The sequence below is a fragment of the Rhizobium altiplani genome, assembly GCF_001542405.1.
Classification (GTDB): Bacteria; Pseudomonadota; Alphaproteobacteria; order Rhizobiales; family Rhizobiaceae; genus Rhizobium; species Rhizobium altiplani.
Genome location: NZ_LNCD01000064.1, coordinates 72,167 through 91,083 on the forward strand (window position 1 = coordinate 72,167; position 18,917 = coordinate 91,083).

Annotated in this window: 16 protein-coding genes; 5 read left to right on the top strand and 11 right to left on the bottom strand. The window is 55.6% G+C overall.

Going from position 1 to position 18,917, the window contains the following annotated elements; genetic code table 11:
• Window positions 1-140: 140 nt before the first annotated feature.
• Window positions 141-1,286 (bottom strand): hypothetical protein, encoded by a 1,146-nt coding sequence (locus AS026_RS13970; RefSeq protein WP_131815319.1) that lies wholly within the window; start codon window positions 1,284-1,286, stop codon window positions 141-143.
• A gap of 430 nt (window positions 1,287-1,716) precedes the next feature.
• Between AS026_RS13970 and AS026_RS13975 the strand changes: the two genes are divergently transcribed.
• The 4 genes from AS026_RS13975 (at window position 1,717) to AS026_RS13990 (ending at window position 6,950) form a co-directional block, all read left to right on the top strand.
• Window positions 1,717-3,408 carry a sensor histidine kinase gene (locus AS026_RS13975; protein WP_131815320.1) on the top strand — a complete coding sequence of 564 codons (1,692 nt, stop codon included), beginning with the start codon at window positions 1,717-1,719 and terminating at the stop codon, window positions 3,406-3,408.
• A gap of 724 nt (window positions 3,409-4,132) precedes the next feature.
• A complete protein-coding gene (locus AS026_RS13980) occupies window positions 4,133-5,146 on the top strand; it encodes an ABC transporter substrate-binding protein (RefSeq protein ID WP_062370118.1) in 1,014 nt (337 codons plus the stop codon).
• An 88-nt stretch (window positions 5,147-5,234) separates the two neighbouring features.
• Window positions 5,235-6,053: an ABC transporter ATP-binding protein gene (locus AS026_RS13985; RefSeq protein ID WP_062370121.1), complete on the top strand. Its 819-nt coding sequence runs from the start codon at window positions 5,235-5,237 to the stop codon at window positions 6,051-6,053.
• Window positions 6,054-6,068: 15 nt separating this feature from the next.
• Complete coding sequence (locus tag AS026_RS13990) at window positions 6,069-6,950, top strand: ABC transporter permease (protein WP_062370126.1); 882 nt, start codon at window positions 6,069-6,071, stop codon at window positions 6,948-6,950.
• A gap of 723 nt (window positions 6,951-7,673) precedes the next feature.
• Here AS026_RS13990 and AS026_RS13995 read toward each other — a convergent pair.
• The 3 genes from AS026_RS13995 to AS026_RS14005 form a co-directional block, all read right to left on the bottom strand.
• Window positions 7,674-9,095: a sensor histidine kinase gene (locus tag AS026_RS13995; protein WP_245307498.1), complete on the bottom strand. Its 1,422-nt coding sequence runs from the start codon at window positions 9,093-9,095 to the stop codon at window positions 7,674-7,676.
• Window positions 9,085-9,753 (bottom strand): response regulator, encoded by a 669-nt coding sequence (locus tag AS026_RS14000; protein ID WP_062370134.1) that lies wholly within the window; start codon window positions 9,751-9,753, stop codon window positions 9,085-9,087. Before AS026_RS14000 ends, AS026_RS13995 begins: the two co-directional genes overlap by 11 nt.
• A gap of 175 nt (window positions 9,754-9,928) precedes the next feature.
• The gene (locus AS026_RS14005; protein WP_062370137.1) at window positions 9,929-10,684 is read right to left on the bottom strand and encodes a phosphatase PAP2 family protein; all 756 of its coding nucleotides are present in this window, start codon (window positions 10,682-10,684) and stop codon (window positions 9,929-9,931) included.
• Window positions 10,685-11,227: 543 nt separating this feature from the next.
• Here AS026_RS14005 and AS026_RS14010 point away from each other — a divergent pair.
• Entirely contained in the window at window positions 11,228-11,902 is a 675-nt protein-coding gene (locus tag AS026_RS14010; RefSeq protein ID WP_245307500.1) for a 2OG-Fe(II) oxygenase, read from the top strand.
• 287 nt (window positions 11,903-12,189) lie between these two features.
• On the opposite strand, the gene AS026_RS14015 is transcribed toward AS026_RS14010, so the two are convergent.
• The 7 genes from AS026_RS14015 to AS026_RS14050 all read right to left on the bottom strand — a co-directional run bounded on the left by AS026_RS14015 (window position 12,190) and on the right by AS026_RS14050 (window position 18,879).
• Window positions 12,190-12,987 (bottom strand): methyltransferase family protein, encoded by a 798-nt coding sequence (locus AS026_RS14015; RefSeq protein WP_062370142.1) that lies wholly within the window; start codon window positions 12,985-12,987, stop codon window positions 12,190-12,192.
• Window positions 12,988-12,998: 11 nt separating this feature from the next.
• Window positions 12,999-13,760, bottom strand: a complete 762-nt coding sequence (cmoA, locus tag AS026_RS14020) for a carboxy-S-adenosyl-L-methionine synthase CmoA (RefSeq protein WP_062370145.1) — start codon at window positions 13,758-13,760, stop codon at window positions 12,999-13,001.
• A 535-nt stretch (window positions 13,761-14,295) separates the two neighbouring features.
• On the bottom strand, window positions 14,296-14,649 hold the full coding sequence (locus AS026_RS14030; RefSeq protein ID WP_062370157.1) for a response regulator: 354 nt from the start codon (window positions 14,647-14,649) through the stop codon (window positions 14,296-14,298).
• Window positions 14,650-14,695: 46 nt separating this feature from the next.
• The gene (locus AS026_RS14035) at window positions 14,696-16,327 is read right to left on the bottom strand and encodes a phosphoethanolamine transferase (protein WP_062370160.1); all 1,632 of its coding nucleotides are present in this window, start codon (window positions 16,325-16,327) and stop codon (window positions 14,696-14,698) included.
• Between the two features lie 417 nt (window positions 16,328-16,744).
• On the bottom strand, window positions 16,745-17,392 hold the full coding sequence (locus tag AS026_RS14040; protein ID WP_062370164.1) for an amino acid ABC transporter permease: 648 nt from the start codon (window positions 17,390-17,392) through the stop codon (window positions 16,745-16,747).
• Complete coding sequence (locus AS026_RS14045; protein ID WP_062370167.1) at window positions 17,389-18,057, bottom strand: amino acid ABC transporter permease; 669 nt, start codon at window positions 18,055-18,057, stop codon at window positions 17,389-17,391. Before AS026_RS14045 ends, AS026_RS14040 begins: the two co-directional genes overlap by 4 nt.
• 36 nt (window positions 18,058-18,093) lie before the next feature.
• Entirely contained in the window at window positions 18,094-18,879 is a 786-nt protein-coding gene (locus AS026_RS14050) for a transporter substrate-binding domain-containing protein (protein WP_425349797.1), read from the bottom strand.
• Window positions 18,880-18,917: the final 38 nt, after the last annotated feature.

Genomic DNA, 18,917 nt, shown 5'->3' on the forward strand with positions numbered 1-18,917 from the left:
CCTGCTCGACCTTATTGTGCCAATGAAGGACAGTCTCCTTCCGCGACCCGAAAGATGAGACCTGGCGCCGATATCGGCACCTTGCTATGGCACGAGCCACGATCCGGGGAACAACCGGGACATGACATTCAAGACAATCTTCACCAACATCTGCTGTCGAACAATTCCGAAGCGCTTGTGAAATAATACCAGTATGCCTTGGTGTACAGATAAAGAAACTTTAATATTCCCAACGGAACTGGAGAGATTTCGTTCCCGGATTCATAAAATTGAGATGTCAACATGACATCATATGGACAATATCCTAGAGCGACATTGCGCCTCTGCTCCCTAATTCTTTCAGATCCTTTCAATTCTCCAAGAACACTTTCATGATCATATAGAATTGTCTTCAACTTAAAGCCGCCATCGAACACGTCAGCGGCAAGGTTATACTCTTGAAATATTTCCTGAATCGTAATGTATCTTATGAATTCATTGATTTCCGACTCTTCTAATCCATGAATGACTGGGACATTTACGTATATCGCTGTTTTCTTTATATTTGTATTCTTTAGAGCATAAGTCTTGCGCTCGTTGATTACCGATTTGTAATCGATTGATGCGAACTCTGAATTGAAGAAAAGCGGCGTCCCGAAGAACCGAGTCAATGACGCGGTTTGATATTTCCAAAACAAGTCGTGAGTTTTGTTGGGAAAAATCCGTTCGAGAGACAAGCTGAGTTTCTGCACAAATGGGTTTTGCTGAGCGTGCGGATTGGCACCTGCTGCTTGCCTGCCTACGTAGACGTAGCGGTCGCTCTGGTCGAAGACGTTTTTGGCCCCCACATCAAAAATGACCGAACGCCCGCTCACCCGAGCAAGAAAGGTGTACGCGGCGCGGATATGTCGCGCAACAGCCGCTGGCACGGCATCGTCTATGGAAACCCTAAACTCCGACGCCCTATCATCATGTCGATTAAATTTGCTGGTGTAGATGTAATTGATTAATACCCCATATTCGTACAAGGCCTTGTCGAAAAAGCCGTTGTACTCCTGCTGCTTTTCAACAGCAAACGCGGCAGCCAACCAAGTCGCCGCAATGACCGCCGCCGCCAACCCCATAAGATAAATTGGGCGTCTTGAAATCGCTTTGCCTCCCTTTCTAACGCTATAAAGCGGGAATGCTCGGACATAACAAAGCGCGCCGCGATCTCGGGGCGCAAGTTTGCTGCCATTGGCCTTAATTCGGTCGAGCCAACCTTGCGGGGTCGCTAGCATGGCAATACCGCAACGATTGGCGCTCACCCCGTCCACACATGATCATTGGCTCCGAATGCCTGGATCGATTTGGGGCCTCCCGAGTTTGGTCGGTCGATCCATCGCAAGTATTCCTCGTACCGTCGCGGCTCCAATTGGTTTCGTTCACCACAGCTTCAGCCTGTCGGATGACGCGCTGTGCGCCCGTGGTTCAGGCTCCTTTTGTGTCTGTCAGCCTCCCTCACGTCCCAGAGCCGACCAATGCTGCATCTCTCCGCCTGAAAGCCAGTTCTTCACAATCGAGGATTTCGCTGAGCCATTTCATTCCATCATGATCTGCCGCATCGAGGATAAATTCTTAAGTCAGCAATTGTTAGAGGTTGCATCTAGGTAAATATACCGATGCGTGCATTCGTCGTCAGCGCCACCTTCGCTCCCGACGACCTGTAACTTTATTCTAACTTCAGAGATTGCAAGCTTGTTTGCTTCCCAGCGATTGAGAACCGCAGTTAATTTGGCATTGCCCGCCATCCTGATTTGGGTCGCTCTGCAGTTTCTAGTTACAGTAGTATTGATCTATACCACTATAGATACAGTTGAGCGCAACATTTCTTCCTACGCCCAAAGCCTTGAGCGTCTGGCAGTTAGTCGGAACAGCCAGAACTTTGGCTTCATGCAATCACTTACGATGGTAGCGGACGCTCCACGTAGCCGTTCTATCGCGTCTTTTACGAATTTCGCGGAGAGCCTCCACGCCCGGTACCCGCAAATATCTGGCATAGCGTGGTACGAAATGGACCCGGACGAGAGGGTGCGACTGCAACCGATCGTGCAAGTGCCCACCGAAGGGGAGAGCCCGATACTGAAATCTGCAAAACTGCTTGAGGCATTAGGAGGCCACCATGGTCAAGTGCAAGTTGTTGTTGATAGTAAATTACAGAACAAATACTACATTATTGAGCACGTCCGTAACTACAAAAATCACTTCTCTATCATAATAACGATCGACTCTCGAGAAATGCTCAAGCCATCTTTAGTCGATAATTGCCCAAAGGTTACCTGGACGTCTGGAGAATTGACTTTATTCTCCAATATATCTACAAAAAACAACAATTCTCTTATACTTTCAACAATAGAACGCCGTATTGATGTTTATATCGGCGATATATATCAAAAACCAAACGACAACTTCTTGAAAACGAGCATCAATGTTGAAAAACCAATCGCCCTGGACGCGATCCTCGACAACAGCATGCTGTACGTCTTCTCCACATTCTCCATACTTATAGCCGGCCTGTCTTCATATGCTCTCCACCAAGGACAGGTCACGCGGCGCCTGCGAGAGGCCGAGCGCCTCGCGAAAGCGAATATTAACCGCCTCGAACTGGAAAAACGGCACGAACATGCGTCGCGAGTCTACGCGATTGGGGAAATGGCGGCAGCAATTGCTCACGAACTGATTCAGCCACTGACAGCCATTCTCATCAACAGCCAAACTGGTGTGAAGTTGATGGATGCCATGTCGACACCCCAGGCGAACGTGACGAGTATTCTTTCCTCGAACGTGAAAGACGCGCAGAGAGCGAGCGAAATCATCAGGAATGTTCGAAGCTTCGTAAGCCCGAAGCCAACAGACACAGCCTGCACCGACATAGTTGCGGCGATACGTGAGGTTGTCACCCTCATGGAAGCTCTGTTCGCAGAGTGTGGTTTCGAAATCGCACTCGATTTCGACGAGGGACCGCTGCTTTGCAAAATCGGCAGAGTTGAATTTGAACAGGTCGTTTACAATCTCGTTCGCAATGCGTTGGAGGTGGGCGAGCATCTTGACGCCAAAGACCGGATTGTCGCGATCAGCGCTCTGCGCACTGACGATCGTATTTCTATCCGAGTACGGGATCGGGGACCTGGTATCGAAGAGATTATGCTGCAGAGCCTGTTCGTCCCATTCTCGACGACTAAAGTTTCGGGCATGGGTTTGGGCCTTTCTCTTTCTCGCCGTATCGTAGAGCGCGCTGGAGGGGAGCTTTCTGGCCAGAACCATCAAGGTCGGGGAGCGATCTTCGAGATAGTGTTGCCAAAGGCGACGGTCGGGATAGCGTCGTCAAACCGGCGGCAGCCGCTTACAGCCGACGAGGCTCGACGTCACAGCGAGACAAAGCAGTCCTAAGGCGTTGATGTGGCCGTCGCTAGAAGGCGACCAAAGCGCCCACGGTTGTCCTACTGAAATCGAGAAGGCATTGAGTGGGCACCGAAATTTGCCACGCAGCGGCCATGGACCTACAAAAACGAACGGCCCAGTATGGGCATTGGCGGCATCAAGCCCGCACAGAAACTGAAATGGCCTCGTGAATTCTACCGTGGAGCTCCGTTGAAAACTGGCGGATTACCACTCGACGTGGCCGAGAAAACAACCAGTCTCGTAGGGATTTGGTCTGCGTTGGTGTCGCAGGCCGCGCTCGTCGAAGTCATCGATCGGATGCTGGAGCTTGGCCCATCTATCGCCGATACCCTTTCGAAATCGAGTCCGATGTGGCTGAGAAGAAACGCCATGCATTTTCCTCGATCCGTTGATCGATCGAGGTTGATCAGCAAGGTGTCGGGCCTGGGCCGGCACGTGCCGGGCGTGCAATGTTTTCTGGGCGGGAACGAAACTCAGCGAGGCCTCGGGGGTCGTGGCGGTCCCAAAGAACGTCGGTTCCCAATATCTCCGCACTCTGTCCACGATTATACGCTTCCGTAAGATTGTGCTTTTTGACGAAGGGCCTATCGCGTTAGCCGAACCACTGAAAGCTAGTTGAAAGCTTCGAGCGGCTACCAAGAAGCTGCATCGTGGAGGAAGCACTTGTATCGTGATGACAGGCGATGCGTAACTCATACTGGAGGAGACCTTAATGCGTTCGTCACGCAGTCTTTTTAATAGCATCGCTGTTTCCGCAATGATCGCCGCCGCGTCGTTTGGTGCATCCACGGCCCGCGCCGCTGACAAGATCACCATCATGGTTGGCGGTTACGAGAAGCAAATCTACCTGCCTGCAAAGCTCGCCGAGTCCCTCGGATACTTCAAGGATGAAGGCCTGGACGTCGAGCTTCTGAATGAAGCTGCAGGCGTCGACGCCGAGAACCAATTGCTAGCCGGTGCCGTCCAGGGCGTTGTTGGTTTCTACGACCACTGTGTCGACCTTCAGGCCAAGGGCAAGTTCGTCGAGTCCATCGTCCAGTTCAGCCAGGCACCAGGCGAAGTTGAACTCGTCTCCACGAAGCAACCGGATATCAAGTCGCCGGCAGACTTCAAAGGTAAGAGCCTTGGCGTAACGGGCCTTGGCTCGTCCACTAATTTCTTGACCCTCTACATGGCCTCGAAGGCTGGGTTGCAGCCCGGCGACGTCGTCACCATCCCCGTAGGCGCAGGCGCGACGTTCATCGCCGCAATGCAGCAGGATCAGATCCAGGGTGGGATGACGACCGAGCCGACGATCTCGCGCATGTTGAAGACAGGAGAAGCAACTGTCCTCGTCGACATGCGAACCGTCGAGGCGACGCGACAGGCGCTTGGCGGCACCTATCCGGCGGCATCGTTCTACGTCGAAACCTCCTGGGCCGATGCTCACAAGGACGAGGCCCAGAAGCTCGCCAATGCGTTCGTGAAGACGCTCCGCTACATCAACACGCACTCGGCGGCCGAGATCGCTGACAAGATGCCTAAGGACTTCTACGTCGGCGACAAGGACGGGTACGTCAAGGCACTCGACCAGGGCAAGGGAATGTTCACGCCAGACGGCGTGATGCCGGAAGACGGTCCCAAGACAGTCCTCGCGGTCCTTTCGGAATTCTCGAAGAACGTCAAAGGCAAGCAGATCGATTTGTCAAAGACTTACACGACTGAGTTCGTAAAGAACGTAAAGTAAGTCACGTTGCGCCACTTCCGTCCAGTCGGAAGTGGCTCCCACCCTGGGCATCGCGTGTGCGCCCCCAAAACCACGCACAGGTATCACCATGAATCAGGACAACAAGCAGATCCTCGCGATCGAACTGATCAATGTTAGCCGTCGCTTTGTTTCCCCGACCGGAAAGTCATTGACGGCACTGCGCGATTTCAACATGACCGTTGGCCGCGGAGAATTCGTTGCCGTCGTCGGTCCAACGGGTTGCGGCAAGTCGACCACTCTCAATCTGGTCACAGGTCTTGCGAAGCCTAGTGCAGGTGAAGTTCGCTTGATGGGCGGCCCAATCAACGGCATAGACCCTCGTGTTGGCTTCGTGTTCCAGACCGACGCTCTCTTCCCCTGGAAGAATGTCCTCGACAACGTCATGTCCGGCCCACTCTTCCGTGGCAAGTCGCGGGCTGAAGCCGAGAAGGGCGCAAAGGATTGGCTCGCACGCGTCGGGCTATCCAAGTTCATCCATCACTATCCCCATCAGTTGTCCGGTGGAATGCGCAAGCGCGTTTCGCTCGCGCAGACGTTCATCAACGAACCAGAAATCCTGCTGATGGACGAGCCGTTCTCGGCCTTGGACGTCCAGACCCGCACTGTAATGCACGAAGAACTCCTGAAGCTTTGGGCGGATCGGAAAGCATCAGTCATTTTCGTCACCCACGACCTCGAAGAGGCGGTCGCGCTCGCCGACAAGGTCTACGTGCTGACCGCAGGTCCGGCGACCGTGAAGTCGGTTTACACGATCGACCTGCCCCGCCCGCGCGTTGTGTCTGAGATCCGTTATGACCAGACCTTCATCGACTACTGCAAGACGATCTGGGACGACCTGCGGCAAGAGGTCGAGACCAGCTATCGACGCGCAAGCGAAGCAGCGTAAGGGAGGAAATCAGACATGGCACATACGACTTTCGAGGCCGCAACCGCGCCAATCTTCTCCGCGGGCACCTCTGATGCCGAAATTGAAGCTACTGCGCTGAAAGCCATAAAGCGCCGGAAGAACCTCGTTCTCTTCTGGCAGGTATTTATCCTGGTAGCTGTCGTCGGCATGTGGGAGCTCTCCTCCAACATGCACTGGATAGATCCGTTCTTCTATTCCAGCCCCAGCGAGGTGATGCAGCGGCTTTACGAATGGGCGACGCAGGGAACCACTGAAGGCTCGCTGTGGTACAATCTCTGGGTCACAATGGAAGAAGCCCTGATCGGGTTCTTCGCGGGATCGATCACCGGCGTTTTCGTCGGCATCGGCCTTGGCCGCAACAAGTTCCTGTCGGACATTTTCTCGGTCTACATCAAGGCGATCAACTCGATCCCGCGTGTGGTCCTCGCGCCGATCTTCATCATGATCATGGGCCTTGGGCTGCCGTCAAAGGTCGCTCTCGCCTTCATCATGGTGTTCTTCGTGGTGTTCGCCAACGCCTTCCAGGGCGTCCGCGAGGCGGACCGCAACATGATTGCCAATGCACGCATCCTCGGAGCATCTGACTGGCAAGTAACGCGCACAGTTGTGATTCCTTCTGCCATGAGCTGGATCTTCGCCAGCCTGCACGTATCCTTCGGCTTTGCGATCATTGGTGCGATTGTCGGCGAGTTCGTCGGAGCTCGGTTCGGCATCGGCCAGCTGATTTCAATCGCAAAAGGAACATTCGATGCTGCTGGAATGTATGCCGCGATCCTGCTTGTGATGGTCGTTACGCTTTTCGCGGAATTCATCATGACGTTGATCGAAAACAGGCTTGCGAAATGGCGTCCGCAACAGCACATCGACACGCAATAGTTAGCCAGTCCTCCCAAGGACCATGGGGCTGGGTTCGTACGGGCCCGGCCTCATCTATTTCTTGCGTCCACCGCAATAGCCTATTGATTTAGAGCAATAGATTGCCATTGCCAGACACCTGCAATCGCCCAGCAATTCCTCCTTGGCAGAGAGCCGTCGTTCAAATTCGGCGCTCGGCGACGGCATGTCTGAAGAATCAAAGCTACGAGGTCTCCGACCCGTCCATTTATCCAGCGCAGCAACTGGGGCAGCATCTTTCCTCGTGGGCAGCCAGCCCCTTGTAAGGCCCTTTCTGATGCAACCCTGCGCAAGGGCCAGCTGCTGACGTAGACAACCGCAGTGTGTCGTCGCTTATCGTCAACGCAGCGCCACCGTTGAAAACCAGGATGGTCCGATGCTTACCTATGCGTGTTGCTCAGCTGCGCAGACTTGCCCAAAGAGCGATCCGTCCATTGCTTTATCGACAAAATGCCCGTATATGTTGTGCAGTCGGTGATCAACGTGGGTAATACCTCCCATCCCATGCACCGACCGTTCCCCTCTGGAGGTTTCAAACTCCACACCTTGGGCCTCGACTATCGATGGCCCTATTTTTTTGGTGCTAGCCAACCATCTGTTGCGACAGTCCCGCCTCCGGGTAGCTGAAGGGCTTTCAACTTGACGACCTTGTCCTGTCAGCCTGGTCTCCTGCGAGGCTGAGCATGTTGGGGCCTGCTAACACGCTCAGTGTTTGGCTCTTGCAGGCAGCCGAACGGTTACCACCAGTCCGCCACCCTTGGCGTCATCCAGCCAAACGGTTCCACCGGCACCCGTCGCCACCTCAAGAACGATGGCCAGTCCCAAGCCGCTTCCCTCCCCTTCGGTGCCGATAATGCGATAGAAGCGCTCGAGGACGTGCTCGCGCTCCATTGGGTGAATTCCCGGCCCGTTGTCCTCGACACGAAGCACGGCTGTCCCATTTTGTCGCGTTACGGCCACAGTGACCCGGCCAGGCGCAGGCGTGTAGCGGATGGCGTTGTCAACGAGGTTTACCAGCATCTCCCGCAACATGGTGCCGTCGCCCTCAACGTCGACGGAACCATTTTCCTCCAGCCCGATGTCGATCCCACGGCGAAGCGCTTCCTCGGCTTGCGTGCCGAGTACCTCCCTTGCAACGGCGACGAGATCGACAACGTCTGTCCGTGGCCGTCTGCTTCCAGGCTCCGCTCGGGACAGGGTCAGGAGCTGACTGGCAAGCCGCGATATCTGGTGTGTGCTGTTGCGAAGCGCCTGTAGAGCCTCATCACGGCGCTCTGTATTTTTCTCCCTTGCCGCAACGCTGGCCTGCGTTGAAATGAGCGCCAGGGGCGTGCGGAGTTGATGTGCTGCGTTCGAGACAAATCGCCGTTGAGCGGCCATTTGGTTTTGGACCCGCTCCATATGGTCGTTGAGCGCGAGAACCAGTGGGCGCAGCTCGGATTGCACCATCGACGGCGATAAGGGGTCGAGCCGATCTCGACCTCTCTCACGAACCGCATCGCGCAATCTGAGCACGGGAGCGAGCCCACGCTGGAGACCAATAATCGTGACAACGCCCGCAAGGAGCACGAGGACAAGCTGCTTCGTGAAATCCGAGAACCATAGGCGGCGCCGCAACGCGTACTGAGCGTTGTGGGTGACCGCAACCGTCACGGCGATTTCGCCGTCTTTGGGGAGGCCAACGACCGGGTGGTTCAACGTCAGCGCTCGTACCCCGGCGTTACGAAAGGCACGATCCTGCCCTACGCGCTCGACGGTCGGCAATGGCAGTTCGGGATATCCCGCGACTAGATTTCCCCAAGCCGTGATGACTTGGTAGAAGACTTGATCCCCGTATCCGGTATCGAACATTTCGATTGCCGCAGGCGGGACATCAACCTCAACGGTACCTCCTGCGTCAACGCGAACCGCTTCCGCGATGACGCGGGCCGAGGCAAGCAAGGTATGGTCTGTAACAAGCTTCGACGCGGCGTCTGCGGTTCGGAAGCTGTCGTAAAGATTGAAACAGATCGCGCCGAAGAGCGTCAGGATCACCCACGCAAGCAGTTGCGCTCGCAGGCTTTCGCGAAGCCGCCTGAAAACAGACCGCGGATGGTTGTACCACACCAGCCGCATATCACTGTGCATCTCGGAGCAGATAGCCTAGACCACGCAACGTCGCGATCTGCGCTGAGCTTTTCTCAAGCTTCTTGCGCAGACGGTGAACATAAATCTCGATTGCAGTTGGGTCGGCCTCGTCATCGAAACCGAATACACTTTCGGACAGCGTGGCCTTTGACACCGTGGTCCCCACCTTCATAACCAGGTATTCCAGCACCGCGTGTTCGCGCGGAGTAAGGGCTAGCGGTTCACCGCCGACGAAGAACTGACGCGTTGAGCCAGCAAATCTCAGATCGCCCACCATGATTTCGGGCGCGGCCCTGTCTTGCCCGCGTCGTACGACCGCTCTGATCCTGGCTTCCAGTTCCGCGATTTCGAAGGGCTTCGCGAGGTAGTCGTCCGCGCCGCCATCAAGCCCGGCTACCCGACCGTCAAGGCTGGCATTGGCCGTCAGAATAATCACGGGCACCTTCTCGCCACTTTGACGGATGCGTTTCAACAGCGTCATGCCATCGATCTTGGGAAGGGAGAGGTCAAGAATGACCACCGAATAGCTCGCGACCTTGAGCATCAACTCGGCATCTTCGCCGTCGAAGGCGATGTCCACTGCATACTGGGCTTGCCGAAGCGCCTTGCCGAGCCAATCGGCAAGTTCTTTATTGTCTTCAACGATCAGGATTTTCATAGTCTGTCCCTAGCACATGCGAGCCGTTTGTTGAATGCGAGAGAGCTTCAATACAAACCCATGTGTGCGAGATACCTCAATATGACCGTCGATTGTCGGCAGCGGTTAAGACGGGCTTTCGAGAGAACGCGCCAGAACTGCTGGATTAACGCGCCGCGCCGTATAGGCTGGGCGTTCACCGCGGCCAGCCGACTTTCAGCTTGTCGGCAATCCGGGCTTCGACAATCAGCAATGCCATGAAGAGAATGATCGCCAATAGCCAGCCAAGCAACGCATCAGACGCGTAGTGTGCACCCACTGCGACACGCAAACCTGCCATTATCAACGAGCCTGCGACCAATGGCGGTCCAACCCACAGGCGAATACGGGACGGCAGCAGGAAGAGAAGACAGAGCATCCACCCTGCCCCGGAGGCTTCGCCAGAGACAAAGGAACAGTTTTTCGCACACTCGCCAACGAACGTCCCGGCTGCGGCAAAATCGAAGGGGCCGCCGAAGAGACTCGTCTGAACAGGCCGAGGTCTGCCCGAATAGGATTTCAGAAACCCGTTTACAATTAGCCCCGGCCCCAAGCAAAGGCTTACGATCGCAACCACTAGCCTGCCCATCGGAATGCGCTTGCGGATTTCCCTTGAAAAAAAGCCACTCGCACCGACCACGACAATCAGCGCTGCTGCTGCGTATGGAAGCACGTACAGTATCTGCCTTACGTGTTCGACGATCTGCAGTCGACGAAGTGGGAAGTACCCGCAGACAAAATCTGGAAGAGCTGCCTCACATAGTGGGCCGGTGAAGAAGAACGAGGACACCTCGACGTCAAGGGAAGGATGGAGATAGAACGCGGCTAGCAACGCGAACCATGCGACGATCAGTGCGAGTACCGCCGTAGCCGGAGGGGCTGGCGTATAAGAGGACTGGCCCACGTGCGCCATATTCAAATCTCAACGAATGAAGCCTGAGATTGTCACGTATCCCTCATCAGCCTGACAAACACCTGAACCGGCAATCAGACCGTCGATGAGCTTCTTGCGACAGTTAACGGGTTGCTTCTGTCGGCTCGCTCGAGCTTTGGGACAGCGTCATATAGATCACGATAGCGACGATCAGCCCGAGGAAGAGCAAGCCCGTGTAGGTCGTTCCGATGCCCAACCCGCCGAATTCCTCGTCTACTGCAGTGCCGTCAGTTTCGCGCGCTGGAATCGAAGTTGCATATGCTGATCACCGGTGAATCAGCCGAAGCCTCGCCCGCAACAGCAGCAATTCTGAGTCAGCGCGAGCAAATCAACACCCTAGGACGCCCCCTTCAGGTTCGGGTCAGCAATTTACGCAATTTTTGAAGTACGGGTTTGGGGAAAGAGGTAGCGCGGGGGCATTCTATGAAAGGGACTTTTATTGACTACGAACTGCTGCGGCAGTTCGACCTTGACGCGTTTAGGAAAAGGTCCCCCTTTCCCTGGGAGAACATTGGAGGCTTTTTGACCCGGGAAGGATTTCAGTACCTTTATACCAACTTCCCATCGCTTGAGCTGTTCGAATACCACAACAATAGGCGCCGCTCCCACGATCAGCGCCCGCACAACCGACACTATCTGGCCTACGAGAACTCGATCTATCATAGAGATAGGCCAGCGGAAGCCGGCGGCGTTGTCGGTCGCGGCCAACTACCCACGGCCTGGCAGGGGTTCATGGACGAACTAGAGACGAGCGACGAATACCAACGTTTCATTCGCCGTGCGCTCGGAATTTCCGCATTCATCCCGCGCTATGCCTGGCACGTTGGCTCGCGGGGATCTGAGGTCTCGCCGCATCTCGACACCCCAACAAAGATCGGGACGCATATTCTCTATTTCAATACGAGCGATGATTGGAACCCCGAGTGGGGTGGCGCCACGCTGGTACTCGGCGGCAAGAAGATCAAAGCTATGAATCCCGATTTCGCGGACTTCGAGACGAGCACTGCGGCTCGTATCACCGACAACCATAGCTTTCTCTTCAAGAACACGTCGTCGGCCTGGCATGGCGCTACCGCACTTACCTCTCCCGACGACAGCTACCGCCGCCTCTTCAACATCATTTTTGAAATGCCGAGACGCTCCGTCGGGCGCAAGCTGGTCGATCGTGCGCGCGCGCTATTCAAGCTACCAGACTAGCAGGACCACACCGGGCACTTATACGTTCCTTCGCATTCCGGCTGCCCAGAAGTGCTCAGTTACCCGCAAGATCGAATTCGAAGAAAAGCGGCACAGAGAAAATAAAGCCACCCAAGGGGTGAGCAGATGTGGAACCCGTTCACGACAGAACGCCTGGCAGGCAGACAATCCTCGGCGTCGGCTCGTCGGTGAAACCGGCAGCAGGCCAGTCATAACGGTCTTCAAGATCGCCCAGTCCGAGGGCACTCTCCGGCAGCTCCCCACGCTTAAAACCGAACTCCAGGACTTTAGCCAGCCCTGCAGTTCGGCCCGAAGAAACTCACGTGAAAGAGACCTGAGCGTGCGGCTTTCAGCTCGTCAAAGACACCCATTTTCTTCATCGAGCTCACCAGACCAGTGAGTGCAATCACCGCAACGAAAAGCCCGACAAGCACCATCGCGTAAGTGAGCTCCTGATCCGATATGGAATCGGCCGCCACCCTGTAGAACTCGGTAGCCAACAGCGCGATCAGCGTAGACGACATCGTCGAGTAGTCCTTGGCAATAACGCGCCTCATATTGAATGCCATTCCTTCCGTGGATGCCGAGAACGCACTCAGCTTCAGTCCCCACCTGGGGACGTCCCGGCAGTACGCGCTGTAAGCCTCCCCGAACTTGTCAGCCAGGAACTCCTCTTCGGCGTAAACGATGCACTGGTAGATAAACCCGAACAGCAAGCACCCGACGGCAACGACTACTGGATTGCCGTGGAACAGGAAGAGCCCCGAATAAATGAGCATGTTGCCCACGTATAACGGGTTGCGGCAAACACCGAACATGCCTTCCGTGACCAGGTCCTTGGCATAGACCCGCTTATTCAGGCCGCCACGCTTGATGTAGGCATAACCGATCACGGTTGCGCGCAGTATCAGCCCCGCGGATACGATGAGCAGTGCGGCCGCGTCTTTCCACTTTTCGAGCGTCGCACTACCCAGAACCGTCGTCGCCGGTGGTGCAGCAACAAACAGCGCGACGATGATGAGCGGAAACGCCTGGTTTCGATATTTGAAAAAGAAATTCCCGATCGACAGCATGAGATTCTTCATGGCATTTTGTCTCACTTAACCGCGACGATGCCGCAGAAATTATACCAACGGAAGAACACTTCCGTGCTCTTGAAGCCCACCTCCTTGAGCAATTGGGTGTTCTCCTCGAGGCGGTAAGGGATGAGGACGTTTTCCAACGCCTCCCGCTTCTTTGATATTTCGATCGAGGAATACCCGTTACGCCGCTTGAAGTCGTAGTAGTGGTCGATGAAGAGCCTGTTGAAGGTCGTGTCCTCGCTGGTCAACTTCTCGATCAGCAACAGGCATCCGTGTTCGTTGAGACCGTCGTAGATCGTTTTCATGACCCGCTCGCGGAAGAGCGGACGTACAAATTGCAGAGTTAACAGCATCGTCACGACGCTGGCGTTTTCCACGGAGAAGCCGCGGTGAAGGTCGCCTGTGACGAGCTCGATAGATCGGTTTGTTCCCGACTCCTCGATCTTCTCAGCAGCTTTTTTGAGCATCTCCGGGGCATTGTCGATACCGACGAAGTCCACGTGGTTGTCGACGACGTGGTCGAGTGCGAGGAGCGTCGTGGCCGTCGAGCAACCAATGTCGTAGAGGTTGGACTGAGGCTGAGCAAAGTCCCGGGCCAACTCGCAAACCATCCGCTGCATCTCTCCGTAGAACGGGACAGAGCGGCTCACCATGTCATCGAAGACATTCGCGACAGTGGAGTTGAATGAGAAATCCTCAACAGCATTGCGTTCGTCGGCAAACACCTCGTCACGCGAATTTGTGTGCAGCACAAGACGGCTAGACTTATCGGTCATGTCCGCTCCAAATGTATAGCAATGTCAAAAGGGCGTGCTTTTCCCCTGCACACCCGGCGCGCCACAATTTAGTCACAGCATTCTGACGGCTACCTGAAAGCGACGCCATTGACACGTCTGGCGGAATACATCGCCTGAAGGCGAGCCAGCACGCGAACGGCCAAAGAGCCGCGCGCACCACACGCACTAAGCTGGCACACGTAGGAATCGGGAGGCGACAATTGCCTGTGCCAGATAGGTTGCCGCCGAAACCATAGCGTGACCGCTCGGAAAACTCCGACCGTCAAAGACGGGTCACAACATCGGCATGAGGAACATAACGTCAGGCTGTTGCTGTGAAGCCAGTCGCCTGAAAGCGAAACGGGAAAAGTCTGATCCCCAGCCCGCTGTCGCCCTCACCGACTTCAACCGAGAAATGGAAGAGAACCGCGGTAGCCAACAGCAGCAAAGCAAAGGGCATTGACCGATCGGCAACTGCAGAGTTCACCCGCGCGCGCTTCGCCAAACGGCCATTTCATTGGGTGATATGCCCGCTTCATCGCCTGATCTTCTTCAATCGTGCGGAGAGTTCGTCCAGGTCGAAAGGTTTGACGAGGAAATCGTCCGCCCCTCCCTCAATTCCCGCCAGTCGATCGCTATATCGGTCCTGCGCCGTCATGATGATAACCGGGGTCTTGTCACCTTCCCTTCGGATAGCTCGCAGGAGGGATAGGCCATTGCCGTCCGGCAGGCGAAGGTCCAGAAGCACCAGGTCATACTTCTTCGATGTCAGTCGACAGGCAGCGTCCTTCAGGTTCACACACCAGTCAACGAGATGGCCCTCAGCCACCATATGAGACGATACCGCGTCCCCGATGTCGACGTTGTCCTCGACGACAAGCACATTCACCCGATTGCGCTCCTATCTGTTGTGTTCTGTCGCGTGGAAACGATGTTCACGAATTTCGACTCCTGCACTTTGCGAATACGTCGAGCCGCTTGTCGTAAACCGATGTCTCCACATTCATCATACCGAGCACGCTGTGGAACAGGTTGTCGTGGGACGTCGCGGCAAGTGCCTCTTTTCGGAGGCAAGCCGTGTCCAGATCCATCGACTTACTGAAGTCGTTGTCAAACCAGGTCAGGAACGGCACGTGTGTCTGCTGCGAGGGAGCAAACATGTACGGTGTTCCATGAAGGTAGAGCCCCTTCTCGCCAAGGGACTCCCCATGATCGGACATGTAGATCAGGCCGGTCGCCATCTTGCCCGAACGGGACTTGAGGCGGTCGATGATGGTCGCGATGAAGTCGTCCGTATAGAGGATCGAATTGTCATAGGCATTGACGATCTCCCCGGTCGAACACTTGCCAAGCTCCGGGGTACGGCAGTCGGGAACGAACCTACCTTGATGTTCAGGATATCGAAGATAGTAAGCGGGTCCGTGGCTGCCCAGCTGGTGCAGTACCAGAACGCTATCGCCTTTGACATGGTCCAACCAGCCATCAAGTTTGTCCAGGAAGATGCCGTCCAGGCACTCACCATACTGGCAGAACCGCGGATCTTTCGAATTCGCCAAGTCAAGGTATTGGACACGATCCGCAACGCCCTTACTGCCCGTGTTGTTGTCGAACCAGGCAACGTCAATTCCTGCATGAGCCAGCACGTCTAAAAGTGTTTCATTCGCCATAGCCTTTGCGTGGGTGAAATCCGCACGCGTGAACCGCGAAAACATGCAGGGAACAGAGGTCGCGGTAGCCGTCCCGCAGCTGGTTGTATTTGGGAAATAAATGACATTTGCGGCCTTGAGACGCGGATTGGTTTCGCGAGGATATCCGCCAAGCGAAAAATTCTCCGCGCGCGCAGTCTCGCCGGCGACAATTATCGTAACCCGCGGCTTGTTGATTGGCGGATCTGACGGTTTGACTGTGGCGTCGGCACCGACCGGCTGAACAACAATCGATGCCTCTTTCCCTGCGTTCAAGACGTAACGAACCGTGCTGACAATCGGCGCGACGGGATTGACGCTCTTTGCGATGTCCCGCCGTTGTCTGACGGCAGCGGTATACTCCCGCGAGTAGGTCACGCCACAGATTCCGAAGATCGCGAGTGAGGCGAGGATTGCAGTCAGGTTCCAGAAAACCTTTCTCATGAACGGGCGGTGATCAACCTTCGCCCAGCCGATCACAAGAGATGGCAGGATCCCGAAGATGGCAACGTGAACAATGAATTCGGACGTGATCAGGTGTTGCGCTTCTGCAGGCGTTGTCTCCATCGCGTTGCGGATCATGTCACTGTCGAAAAGCGCCCCAAACGTGTCTGTGAAATGGGACGCCACGGCGGCGACGAGGATCAGGAAGATCAAAACCGGCTTGACGAGGTACTTGGTCGAAAATGGAGTAATTACAGCGACGAACAGGGCCAGCATCGCGAGGTACAACGCCCATAGCGAACCGCTTCCGCTTCCCAGATAGTCGGTTGCCTTCCGCCAGAACGTGTTGTTGCAGAATAGGAGGATGTAGCAGCTTGTCAGTATGCAGAGCGGGATGCTTCCGATCCTCGGCCGCAGCGAGCTCATATGTCCGGGCATTTTCGTCAATTTCACCACTCCACTGCAAACGCGCGTTTTGGAGACGGTTGCTGACAGTAACCTGAAACCGAAAAGACGACGGCGATCCGATTGTCGCGGCTGCCATCACGGGAGCCCGTGGAGGAGCTCAACGGCAATGTCGCCAAGGGGATGAGACGGATACAGATGGCGCCTGTACGAGGAATTGGCTGACGGCGACACCTCCGCCCATATTGGACGCCGTCATAAATGCCTTGCGATACGTTCGATAAGGCGAGGAGCTTCCTCGGCGATCGCCAAAATGACGCCTGAGTTGAGCGCGGAGGCAAAGTCAAGGCCGGCAAAATAGAGGCCCGGCAGGAAGCCCAGCTAACGGATGGTCCCAATCTATGGCTGGTGCGATGCAGGAAATCCGTAAGGTCTCTCCCTAAGCCGTTATCAACGAATTGGGGCGTCTCTCTCGAGCTTTCGCGCGTACTCAGTCAACGGATAGCACAGGGCAAAGAAGATTGCAGCAACGAGGCCGTAAACCTTGAAGGGCTCGAATGTCGCATTGTTGATGGCATTTGCTGTCCTCATCAGCTCCTCGAAGCCGAGAATGGACGTCAAGGCGGTGCTCTTGATCAGCTGCACCAGAAACCCGACGGTCGGCGCGCGAGTTATCCGGAAAGCCTGCGGCAGGATCACAAGTCGAAGTTCCTGCAGGCGGTGCAGACCAAGGCTTGCGCCCGCGTCCCACTGTCCACGCGGAAGTGCCTCGACACCGCTGCGCCATATCTCGGCCAGATAGGCACTGGCATAAAGCGTCAGCCCGCACACGGCAGCCGTCCAAGGCTCAATCCGGAATCCCAACATGGGCAATCCGAAGAACATCAGGAAAAGCTGCATGAGCAGCGGTGTTCCCTGGAATAGCGCTATGTAGCCTGACGCAAGCCGCCGTGGCCAAAAGGACTGCGATATCCGAGCAAAGAGGATTGCTATGCCGACCGTTGCCCCGCCGACAAAGGCAGCGATCGACAAGAGCACTGTCCAACGCGTCGCGAAGGCAAGATTGCGCAAAATATCCCAGAACGTGAACTCGATCATGATATTCCCGCTCCAAGAAACCGACGACCACCAGCGATCAGCAACCGCCTGAGGCTTGCCGACATGGCAAGATAGATCATGGTTACGACCAGATACGTCTCAAATGAACGAAACGTGCGGGCCTGCAAAAGGTCGGCCTCCTGCGCCAGTTCCCGAACGGAAATCTGCGAAACCACGGCTGATTCCAGCATCATGATGACGATCTGGCTTGTAAGGGCCGGGAAGATAACCTTTAGCGCCTGAGGCAAGACGACCTTGAAAAACACGTGTCTCGGCTTCAGCCCAAGCGCCAGCGCCGCTTCGCTTTGCCCTGTCGGGATCGCATCCAGGCCGGCGCCGACGACCTCGGTCGTATAGGCCGCCATGTTGAGGGTCATGGCGAGGATTGCCGCTGTTACGGGATTGAGATGGATTCCAATGCTTGGAAGGCCAAAGAAGATGAAGAATAGCTGGACGAGAAACGGCGTGTTTCGGATCACTTCAACATAGATGCCAACTGCACGTCGCAACCAGCCGAACCGACCTCTTCGCGCGGCAGCACCGAAGACACTGAGGAGCGTCCCGAAAACGGTGGTGCAGGCAATCAGGAAAAGCGTCATGCCCGCACCATATGCGAGCGCTCCCGCACCGCCCCAGAGCCAGTCGAAGCCAAGGCTATAGGACATCGCCAATCCTTTCACGGCGGGGAGCACTCATTTCGATCAATCCTTGAGATTTTCAGGGTTGAGTGGCGTCTTCAACCAGGCCTTCGAGCTTGCGTCGAGTTTCCCCTCGGAGATCATCTTGGCAACTACGTCATTGACGGTGCTCTTGAGACCCTCCTCGCCCTTGCGGAGGGCGATGTGCGAAGGCGACGTCAAGAGCTGGAACTTTTGCTCGGGTTTCAACGCGTCCTGGCGTGCAAGCACCTGCGCTCCAACGTCGTTTCCGACCACCATCAACTCGGTCTGACCAGAAATGAAGGCCTGTATGACGGAATTGTAGTTTTCGAAGCGCTGGATCGTTGCCGATGCCGGCGCTGCAGCCGTCAACGAGGTGTCCTCGAGCGTACCGCGGTTAACCGCAATTGTCTTGTCGGCGAGGTCATCCTTGCCTTTGATCGAGACAGCTGCCGGGCCTATGACCGCGATGTAGTACGGGGCGTAGGCAGCAGCAAAATCGATGACCTCGGCACGCTCCTTGGAAAAGCCGACGCTCATCAGAATATCGACGCGCTTGTCGTTCAGATAGGCAATTCGGTTCTGTCCGGTGACGCTTACGAGGTTGAGCTTCACACCAAGACTGTCGGCAATGCTCTGGGCGACATCGACATCATATCCCTTGAGGCTCATGTCGGCGCTGGCCGACGAGAATGGAGGGAAATCAGAGAAAATGCCGACACTGATTTGGCCGGCGGCCTTGATGTCGGCGAGGTCGTCGGCATGTGCCGACAGCCCGACCAGAGTGAATGCGGCAGCAGCGGCGATGGTTCTTCCTAGTTTGCTCATATTCATTTTATGTTCCCTTTTTCTTGGTTCCGGATTTT

Excerpts from the sequence above, each read along its gene's own strand:
- AS026_RS13980 (WP_062370118.1), top strand. The coding sequence starts at position 4,133 with ATGCGTTCGTCACGCAGTCTTTTTAATAGCATCGCTGTTTCCGCAATG.
- AS026_RS13985 (WP_062370121.1), top strand. The coding sequence starts at position 5,235 with ATGAATCAGGACAACAAGCAGATCCTCGCGATCGAACTGATCAATGTT.
- AS026_RS13990 (WP_062370126.1), top strand. The coding sequence starts at position 6,069 with ATGGCACATACGACTTTCGAGGCCGCAACCGCGCCAATCTTCTCCGCG.
- AS026_RS13995 (WP_245307498.1), bottom strand. The coding sequence starts at position 9,095 with ATGCACAGTGATATGCGGCTGGTGTGGTACAACCATCCGCGGTCTGTT.
- AS026_RS14000 (WP_062370134.1), bottom strand. The coding sequence starts at position 9,753 with ATGAAAATCCTGATCGTTGAAGACAATAAAGAACTTGCCGATTGGCTC.
- AS026_RS14005 (WP_062370137.1), bottom strand. The coding sequence starts at position 10,684 with ATGGCGCACGTGGGCCAGTCCTCTTATACGCCAGCCCCTCCGGCTACG.
- AS026_RS14015 (WP_062370142.1), bottom strand. The coding sequence starts at position 12,987 with ATGAAGAATCTCATGCTGTCGATCGGGAATTTCTTTTTCAAATATCGA.
- cmoA (WP_062370145.1), bottom strand. The coding sequence starts at position 13,760 with ATGACCGATAAGTCTAGCCGTCTTGTGCTGCACACAAATTCGCGTGAC.
- AS026_RS14035 (WP_062370160.1), bottom strand. The coding sequence starts at position 16,327 with ATGCCCGGACATATGAGCTCGCTGCGGCCGAGGATCGGAAGCATCCCG.
- AS026_RS14040 (WP_062370164.1), bottom strand. The coding sequence starts at position 17,392 with ATGATCGAGTTCACGTTCTGGGATATTTTGCGCAATCTTGCCTTCGCG.
- AS026_RS14045 (WP_062370167.1), bottom strand. The coding sequence starts at position 18,057 with ATGTCCTATAGCCTTGGCTTCGACTGGCTCTGGGGCGGTGCGGGAGCG.
- AS026_RS14050 (WP_425349797.1), bottom strand. The coding sequence starts at position 18,879 with ATGAGCAAACTAGGAAGAACCATCGCCGCTGCTGCCGCATTCACTCTG.